This is a genomic window from uncultured Chryseobacterium sp. (assembly GCF_913776365.1).
In the GTDB taxonomy this organism is placed as follows: Bacteria; Bacteroidota; Bacteroidia; order Flavobacteriales; family Weeksellaceae; genus Chryseobacterium.
Window position 1 is genome coordinate 1 of record NZ_CAJYMO010000343.1, and the last position, 8,033, is coordinate 8,033.

The 8,033-nt window shown below is 44.1% G+C and carries 10 protein-coding genes; 6 read left to right on the forward strand and 4 right to left on the reverse strand.

Annotated features, from left to right (window positions below; all coding sequences use genetic code 11):
* From QZ735_RS18505 to QZ735_RS18515, 3 genes are all read left to right on the forward strand, one after another.
* Positions 1–346 (forward strand): hypothetical protein (locus tag QZ735_RS18505; protein ID WP_294251767.1); only part of this gene is annotated, 346 nt, incomplete at its 5' end.
* A gap of 111 nt (positions 347–457) precedes the next feature.
* Entirely contained in the window at positions 458–1,135 is a 678-nt protein-coding gene (locus QZ735_RS18510) for an SIMPL domain-containing protein (RefSeq protein WP_294251770.1), read from the forward strand.
* A 98-nt stretch (positions 1,136–1,233) separates the two neighbouring features.
* Positions 1,234–1,614 (forward strand): STAS/SEC14 domain-containing protein, encoded by a 381-nt coding sequence (locus QZ735_RS18515; protein ID WP_294251773.1) that lies wholly within the window; start codon positions 1,234–1,236, stop codon positions 1,612–1,614.
* Positions 1,615–1,735: 121 nt separating this feature from the next.
* Here the strand turns inward: QZ735_RS18515 and QZ735_RS18520 are convergent, their stop codons facing one another.
* Both QZ735_RS18520 and lipA read right to left on the reverse strand, forming a co-directional pair.
* Complete coding sequence (locus QZ735_RS18520) at positions 1,736–2,926, reverse strand: MFS transporter (protein WP_294251776.1); 1,191 nt, start codon at positions 2,924–2,926, stop codon at positions 1,736–1,738.
* A gap of 224 nt (positions 2,927–3,150) precedes the next feature.
* Positions 3,151–4,017 carry a lipoyl synthase gene (gene lipA / locus QZ735_RS18525; protein WP_065396933.1) on the reverse strand — a complete coding sequence of 289 codons (867 nt, stop codon included), beginning with the start codon at positions 4,015–4,017 and terminating at the stop codon, positions 3,151–3,153.
* 108 nt (positions 4,018–4,125) lie between these two features.
* On the opposite strand from lipA, the gene QZ735_RS18530 reads away from it, so the two are divergent.
* Positions 4,126–4,758: a hypothetical protein gene (locus QZ735_RS18530; protein ID WP_294251790.1), complete on the forward strand. Its 633-nt coding sequence runs from the start codon at positions 4,126–4,128 to the stop codon at positions 4,756–4,758.
* A gap of 45 nt (positions 4,759–4,803) precedes the next feature.
* Here QZ735_RS18530 and QZ735_RS18535 read toward each other — a convergent pair whose 3' ends face one another.
* Positions 4,804–5,364 carry an RNA polymerase sigma factor gene (locus tag QZ735_RS18535; protein WP_294251793.1) on the reverse strand — a complete coding sequence of 187 codons (561 nt, stop codon included), beginning with the start codon at positions 5,362–5,364 and terminating at the stop codon, positions 4,804–4,806.
* A 144-nt stretch (positions 5,365–5,508) separates the two neighbouring features.
* Here QZ735_RS18535 and tyrS point away from each other — a divergent pair, with 144 nt between their 5' ends.
* A complete protein-coding gene (gene tyrS / locus QZ735_RS18540; RefSeq protein ID WP_294251795.1) occupies positions 5,509–6,804 on the forward strand; it encodes a tyrosine--tRNA ligase in 1,296 nt (431 codons plus the stop codon).
* 174 nt (positions 6,805–6,978) lie between these two features.
* Here the strand turns inward: tyrS and QZ735_RS18545 are convergent, their stop codons facing one another.
* Positions 6,979–7,434 (reverse strand): hypothetical protein, encoded by a 456-nt coding sequence (locus tag QZ735_RS18545; RefSeq protein WP_294251798.1) that lies wholly within the window; start codon positions 7,432–7,434, stop codon positions 6,979–6,981.
* A gap of 236 nt (positions 7,435–7,670) precedes the next feature.
* Between QZ735_RS18545 and QZ735_RS18550 the strand changes: the two genes are divergently transcribed.
* On the forward strand, positions 7,671–8,033 hold a 363-nt coding region (locus tag QZ735_RS18550; RefSeq protein ID WP_367117858.1), incomplete at its 3' end, for an alpha/beta hydrolase.

Sequence of the window (8,033 nt, forward strand, 5' to 3'; positions counted from 1 at the left end):
AATCTATTTCTCCCTCCTGCTTGTTGCCATTGCCATCCAGAGCTGTTCCTTCCTGGAACAAAAAAACTTCAGTGAGACGAAAATTATTTCCGGCAATCCGGATGAGAATATCGTCTATAAATATCACCAGACCCGGGCCGGCCTCTATAAAGTTGACTTTTACTCCGTGCATGAAGGTGATTCCGTGAAACTGTTTGAGCATCATGCCCACAGTTCATTTTTAACCTCAAACCGTTATACGATTTCCGAAACCCCGGAAGGGATTGTAATCAGCACCGGCTTATTTTCCAATGAAAGAAAGATTACCACCCCCAACGGCAAATCCATAACACTGACTCACCGGTAAACAATTCCTGATTGGCTTCATTCACCCAGTGGGACCTCCCGTTCACCAAGTTTCCGTTTACCGGCTTTTTAATTCCTGTACCTTTACCAAAGAAATTTAAAACAGGAAATTATGAAACTGAAACATTTTTTATTAGCCGGATTCTTAGCTTTCACCAGCTTAATCAACGCACAGGAAATAAAGAAAAACGGCATTGAAGTTACAGGCGTTGCGGAAATGGAAGTAGAACCGGATGAAATCATTTTCAGCATCGGCATCAAAGGGGATAACAAAAACGACCTTGCCGGCAATGAGAAAAAGCTGTTTGACATCCTGAAAGACAGCGGCATAAAAAACGAAGACATCAAGTTCAGGGCAATGTACCAGAACCTGTATTCAAAGACCAAGATTTTCACCAAAAACTTCCAGTTCAAAGCAGATAAGAAAACGGACCTGTCTTCATTGTTTGAAAACCTGAATCAGAAATGGGTAAGCAATATCAACATCGCGGAAATCAAAAACACAAAAATTGCGGATTTCAGGAGAACAGTAAAAATCAATGCGCTGAAGGCAGCAAAAGAAAAAGCGGATTACCTGCTGGAAAGCATCGGTAAAAAAGCAGGCGCCCCCCTGGAAATTACGGAAATTGAAGATTATACCAGCGATATGGTGCTTCCTGCTCAATATAAATCGGCCCGTGTAAGCAATGTACAGATGGAAGCGGCAGATACCGGAGTGGATTATTCTTTTGACAATATTGAAAACATCAAGCTGAAATACAGTATCAAAACAAAATACGAGATCCTGTAATCGCAGCAACCAGGATAATTTCTTCTGCTATGTGAACGGAATGTTACATTGGTTTAATTTTTGTTATCACCATCAGACAAACCACAATGTATAACGATATGATAACGATAATACCAGAAGCTCCGGAGAATGTTGCGGCATTCAATGCCACAGGAGAGATCACCAAAGAAGATTTTGAAAAATTAGTACTCCCTCGCGTAAAGCAGAAGGTAGATCAGTACAACGAACTTAATTATCTGCTGTACCTGAATACGGACCTGGATAATTTCACCATGGGGGCATGGCTGCAGGACGCGCTGTTAGGAATAAAAAATATGACGAACTGGAACAGGGCCGCTATTGTGACCGATAAAGAAGGCGTACAGAAATTCACAGACATTTTCAGTGTCGTGATGCCGGGAGAATTTAAATCCTTCCCAAAAGATAATCTTTATAACGCTTTATACTGGTGTACCAACGGCAATGAAGTGGAAGCATAAGCTTTAGCTGATTCGATGAAATAAGAAATCCGTCCCATCCATGATGAGACGGATTTTTTTTATTAAATTCAATGAATCCGATAGATGATTGAATACCCTGCTTCTTATCAGCATTACATTTTCAGAAAGATCCGGCAGCCACTTCTGCTCCGGGTGCGGGCTGCGAACCGTATTTCTGTTTATATCTTACGGCAATCACCAGCCCGATCAGGGTCATTCCTACCCCTACCAATGATGGATAATTATAGGAGTAGCCATGCTCCAGCGGAATTCCTCCCAGAAACGCACCCATGGCATTGGCTATGTTGAAGGCAGCCTGCATAAAGGCGGCTGCCATCATTTCGCTCTTCGGGGCCGCTTTCATCATCATGATGTTGATAGGTGCCGCCACCGACATGGACAGTGCCCCGCAGATAAATGTAAGTGCCAGCGAGATATACTGGTATTCCGAAAGAAAAAATACGCAGCCAAGCGCAGCCATCATCAGGGTCATCAGCAGGATGCAGGTTTTCTCAGGGCTCAGTCTATCGGAAACATAGCCGCCGGCCAGGTTTCCCACTACCATTCCGGCACCGGCCAGGATCATTACATAGGCCATCCGGTTTTCCTGGATGCCGGATACCATGGTCATCAGCGGCGTTATGTAGCTGAACCACGTAAACAGCCCTCCGAAACCGATCCCGGTAATCATCAGCACCAGCCAGGCCTGCTTCTTCTTAAGGAATTTAAGCTCTTCCATAAAATGGGTATCCTGATTAGCCTCCAGTAAAGGAAGCCAGAGCTTAAGGAATACCAGAGCCACCAGCCCGATGGCGGCGGCAATGGCAAAATACCAGCGCCAGTGGTACACATGCCCGATATAAGTAACCAACGGCACCATAGCCAGGTTGGCCACGGTAAGGCCGGTAAACATCAGCGAAATATAAAAGGCTTCCTTTCCTTTTCCGGCCATCCTCGCTGCCACTACGGTTCCTGTTCCGAAGAAGGCACCGTGTGGAAGACCGGAAAGAAAACGGATCACCAGCATGGTGGTATAATCCGGTGCCACCGCAGACAGCGCATTGAATACGGTAAAAATCACCATCAGTGCAATCAGGACTTTTTTAGGCGGAAACTTCACGGAATACCCGATCAGCAGCGGTGCACCCACCACCACGCCAAAGGCGTAGGCCGAAATAAGATGACCTGCCTCCGGGATGCTGATCTGAAGACTGCGTGCAATATCCGGAAGCAGCCCCATTACCGTAAATTCCGTAGTTCCTATTCCTAATCCGCCGATGGCCAGCGGAATAATTCTCTTATCAATCTTCATTATAATTCTTTTATGAATCTTTATCTGTTAACCTATTAATGGTGAATGCAAAATTCGGGGGAAACCACTGATTATACTTTAACCGGAATGCCCTGAATATGTACTATATTCACCTCTGTTCTTTATACCATAAAAAATACAGCAGTAGAGAACACTGCCATGTGATGCCGGCCCATCCGGCAATAAAAAATCGCTCCGGTGAAGCGATTTTGTCTTTTCTTTATTTAATGAATGTGTTTCTCTGCATGATAGGAACTTCTTACCAGCGGCGAACTTTCCACATGCCTGAAGCCCAGGCTTCTGGCAAAATCCCCGAATTCATCGAATTCTTCAGGCGTAATGAATTTCTTTACGGGAAGGTGCTTTTTCGTAGGTTGCAGATACTGCCCCAGGGTGATAACATCCACATTGGCATTCCTGATATCTTCAATAGTCTGGAATACTTCGTCGCGGGTTTCGCCCAGTCCCAGCATCACTCCGGTTTTGGTTCTTCGCTGTCCGGCTTCTTTCAGGTATCTCAGCACTTCAAGGCTTCTTTCATACTTTGCCTGTATCCTTACTTCCCGGGTCAGCCTTTTTACCGTTTCCATATTATGGGAAATGACTTCCGGGGCCACCTCAACCAGCCGGTCCAGATGCTTTGTAATTCCCTGGAAATCCGGAATCAGGGTTTCCATGGTGGTTCCCGGGGAAATTCTTCTCACGGCATTTACCGTCTCGCCCCAGAGGATAGACCCCATGTCTTTTAAATCATCACGGTCTACCGATGTCAGTACCGCATGCTTTATTTTCATTAATTTAATGGAACGGGCCACCTTTTCGGGTTCATCCCAGTTAACATCCAGCGGTTTCCCGGTCTTCACGCCACAGAATCCGCAGCTCCGGGTACAGATGTTGCCCAAAATCATGAAAGTTGCCGTCCCTTCTCCCCAGCATTCGCCCATATTCGGGCAGCTTCCGCTCTGGCAGATGGTATTCAGCTTATATTTGTCCACCAAAGTTCTCAGTTCCCTGTAATTTTTCCCGGTAGGAAGCTTCACCCGGATCCATTTTGGTTTCTGAACGGTAGTATCCTGAACTAAATTCTCCATGTCTCTCTCAAATTGAGGTTCAAAGTTAGTGATTTTTTTATCGAAACAATCAAAGACAGGAATTGATGAAACCCATAATTTCGTAATTTTAAAACTTAAATTTGAATTATGAAGACCATACTTTGCGTCCTGCTGATCACGTTCAGTGTATTTTCTTTTGCCCAGAGGGAGTTCCAGCCGGAAGGTTCAATGGTTATTGAAACGGCCGAAGGTGATCTTGACGGTGATCAGGTTCCGGAAAAAGTCATTATTTACCATACAAAAGACACTGCGGATTACGGAAATATCCGTGAAATACAGATTTTGAAAAAAATTAACGGGAAATGGACGATTCTGGAGAAATCCCGGAATGCCCTGCTTACAAGCCGTGATGGCGGAATGATGGGCGATCCTTATCAGGAAACCGTGATCCGGAAAGGAGTCCTTATGATTACCCAGGCCGGAGGTAGCAGCTGGAAATGGGGCTATACGGACAAATACAGGTTCCAGAACGGTCATTTCGAACTGGTCGGCTACTCCTCAGGCAGCGGAAAGCCGGAAGAATACTGGACGGATGTTGATTTTAACTTATCCACCGGCCGGCTGATTTTTGAAAAGGAAGTGGAAAATATTAAAGAGTATGGGAAATCTCAAAAGGAAACGTTTGTAAAAAAGGGATTAAAAATAAACCTTCAAAACAGAAACCAGGAAAAAAGAAGGGAAATTCTTCTGCCTGAGACTAAAGAGAAAGTGTATTTGTAATCGATCAGCGGGTTTCCAACCTGATAAACAGGATAAGGAATTGTTTTAATGGTCCTCGAACTCATTATCTTTCAGCAGTTCCGCCAATACTTTTTTAGCACGCATTACCCGTACTTTCGTATTGGCTACGGAAATTCCCAGCTCATCAGCAATTTCCTTGATGCTTTTTTCCTCAAAAAACCTGAGTTTGATAATGTCCTGGTAATTGGCGTCCAGCGATTCGATGGTCTTGATGATCTTTCTTTGCTCCTCATCTGAAATCATCAGTTCCTCGGGAGATTTGGCGTACTGGTTCCTTACATTTTCAAGGTTTTCGGTAGGGTCCTGATTTTCCCGGCTCCGGCGTCTCCAAAAATCAATAATGGTATTCTGTGCGATGGTCAGGATCCAGGTTTTGAACTGGAAATGGGGATCATACATCTCCAGCTTTGAGAGGACTTTTGAAAAAACGTTAACCGTGATCTCATCGGCATCGTTTTCATCATGCACTTTCTTCATCACAAAGGAAAAGACATCCACCCAAAAAATATTGATGAGCCTGGTCTGTGCCTTCTGGTCCTTTGCCTTGGCTTTCCCGATGAGCAGGAAGAGTTGTTCGTCGTTCATGATAAACAAATATAGCGGATTTGTACGGAATCCGCAAAAACAAGGATGCCAAACAGCAATCCGTCTGTTTTAAATTTTACCTTTCTTCCTTAGCCTTACTGATGAATTTATTATCTTTGCCCCTTAAATTTTAAAGTTAAAACAATGAATTCCTTTATAGAAGAACTTAAATGGCGCGGTCTTTTTGCCGATATGATGCCCGGAACCGATGAGCAGCTGAACAAAGAGGTCACTACGGCATATATCGGATTCGACCCCACCGCCGATTCTTTGCATATCGGAAGTCTGATCCAGATTAAAATCCTTGCCCATTTCCAGCAGCATGGCCACAAGCCTGTTGCCCTGGTAGGCGGTGCCACCGGAATGATCGGCGACCCGTCCGGCAAATCTGCAGAACGGAACCTTCTGGATGAAGCTACCCTGCTGCATTATGTAGACTGCCTGAAAAACCAGCTTTCCCGTTTCCTGGATTTTTCCGGAGAAGGGGACAACAGAGCGGAACTGGTAAACAACTACAACTGGATGAAAAATATCTCTTTCCTGGATTTTGCCAAAAACGTAGGTAAAAACATTACCGTGAACTACATGATGGCCAAAGATTCCGTAAAAAAGAGGTTCTCCGGGGAAAGCGGTGCAGACGGAATGAGCTTTACGGAATTTACGTACCAGCTGATCCAGGGATATGATTTCCTCCACCTTTACCAGAACAATAATGTCAGGCTCCAGATGGGCGGGTCCGATCAGTGGGGTAACATCACCACCGGAACAGAACTGATCCGCAGAAAAGCCCAGGGAGAAGCATTTGCCCTGACTGTTCCTCTGATTACCAAAGCAGACGGATCCAAATTCGGGAAATCCGAAAGCGGGGAAAACTACTGGCTGGATAAAAAGAAAACCTCTCCCTATAAATTCTACCAGTTCTGGCTGAACGCTACTGATGACGATGCGGAAAGATTCATTAAGTTTTATACTTTCCTGAGCAAAGAGGAAATTGAGACCTTAACGGAAGAACACAAAACGGCTCCCCATAAGAGGAAGCTTCAGAGAAAGCTGGCTGAAGAAGTTACCGTATGGGTGCATGGCAGGGAAGAATATGAAAAGGCAGTAAAAGCCTCCGAAATCCTTTTCGGGCGTTCCACGGCAGAAGACCTGGTAAGCCTGGACGAAGATACCTTCCTGGAGGTTTTTGACGGAGTGCCCCAGAAAGAACTTTCCAGTGCCGATGTGCTGGGAATCCCTGTTGTGGATCTTCTTTCGGAAAAATCCGGTTTTCTGAAATCCAAGAGTGAAGCTTCAAGAGAGATTAAAGGTAATGCCATTTCGGTAAATAAACAAAAGGTGAATGACACCTTTGCTGCCAATGAAGGTGATCTGATTGACGGTAAGTTCCTGCTCCTTCAGAAAGGAAAGAAAAGCTACTTTATCGTGAAGACAATCTAAAGATCTGACGGCTTTTAAAAAGTATCGTTTACCATACTGAAAAGGCACGGAACAAAGAAGATGCTGTGCTTTTTTTATTAAGTCCTGCCTCTCTGAGATAAACCCGCCGAATGTAAAGCAATAAAAAAGACCGTCTGCACCAGACGGTCTTTATATATCGGATAAGCTGTATTCTTAAAGTCCTACAAAACTGTAATAGATGGAAGCGCTTTTCTCACCTACTCCTATTACTTTTTTGGTTTTTACAATTTCCCCGTCTACCCAGATGTTGATGATAAGTTCGGAATCTGAATAAGGAAGAACGGCATTGGCCGCCAGGTTCAGTTGAGACAGGCTGGAGTTGACGAATTGTTCGCCGGAGCTCCATGTAGTACCGGTTGGATTAAAAGTTGTGCTAGGATTGGTACCCACCTGTGTAACCACTGTTTTGAAGGTACCATACACTGGAGGATTGGGAGCCGGCGTAGGGCCTTTGGTATTAATCTTGGCTTCAAACATCACAATATGATCCACATATTCTTCATCTTCATCCTTATCCTTACAGGAGTTGACCACTGAAATGACAGAAAATAAGATGGCCAGTAAAAAGGAAAGCCTGAGTAAACTTTTTGATTTGTAAAATTGCTTCATTTCTCCAAATAGATTTTTAATGTCCCAAATATAGGTTTTTTATCAATATAAAAATACCTTTTATGTAAAATTTCCAATGAAGATTTCTAAAAAATATCAAATCGGCAAAAGATTTCCTGAACCTTTTTTCAAAGGGTAACCCTCTTTTTACGGCAGGTCCCGACGCATCCAAAAGACCTCCTTATTTCTGAAGTCAGGCCTTCCCATTCATTCCGATTATTATTTATATTTGCAGTATGAATTTAGATTATCTTGTAAGAGAACCCGAAACAATACACCCTGATACCCAGATCCTTTTTATGCTCCACGGCTATGGCAGTAATGAGCAGGATCTGTTCAGCTTTCAGGAAACCCTTCCCAAAGACTGGATTCTAGTCAGCTTCAGGGCACCCGGTACTACGCAGTTTGAAGGGTATTCCTGGTATGATATCGATTTTAATAATCCTGAAAAGTTTGTTGACATCGACCAGGCCAATGCATCCCTGCAAAGTGTACTGGAAAGTATTTTAAAAATTATCAATCACTACGGAATTACGGAAGGCAAAACGCATCTGTGCGGTTTCAGCCAGGGCGGGATCCTCTGCTATGCTCTTGCCCTG

Excerpts from the sequence above, each read along its gene's own strand:
- QZ735_RS18510 (WP_294251770.1), top strand. The coding sequence starts at position 458 with ATGAAACTGAAACATTTTTTATTAGCCGGATTCTTAGCTTTCACCAGC.
- QZ735_RS18515 (WP_294251773.1), top strand. The coding sequence starts at position 1,234 with ATGATAACGATAATACCAGAAGCTCCGGAGAATGTTGCGGCATTCAAT.
- QZ735_RS18520 (WP_294251776.1), bottom strand. The coding sequence starts at position 2,926 with ATGAAGATTGATAAGAGAATTATTCCGCTGGCCATCGGCGGATTAGGA.
- lipA (WP_065396933.1), bottom strand. The coding sequence starts at position 4,017 with ATGGAGAATTTAGTTCAGGATACTACCGTTCAGAAACCAAAATGGATC.
- QZ735_RS18530 (WP_294251790.1), top strand. The coding sequence starts at position 4,126 with ATGAAGACCATACTTTGCGTCCTGCTGATCACGTTCAGTGTATTTTCT.
- QZ735_RS18535 (WP_294251793.1), bottom strand. The coding sequence starts at position 5,364 with ATGAACGACGAACAACTCTTCCTGCTCATCGGGAAAGCCAAGGCAAAG.
- tyrS (WP_294251795.1), top strand. The coding sequence starts at position 5,509 with ATGAATTCCTTTATAGAAGAACTTAAATGGCGCGGTCTTTTTGCCGAT.
- QZ735_RS18545 (WP_294251798.1), bottom strand. The coding sequence starts at position 7,434 with ATGAAGCAATTTTACAAATCAAAAAGTTTACTCAGGCTTTCCTTTTTA.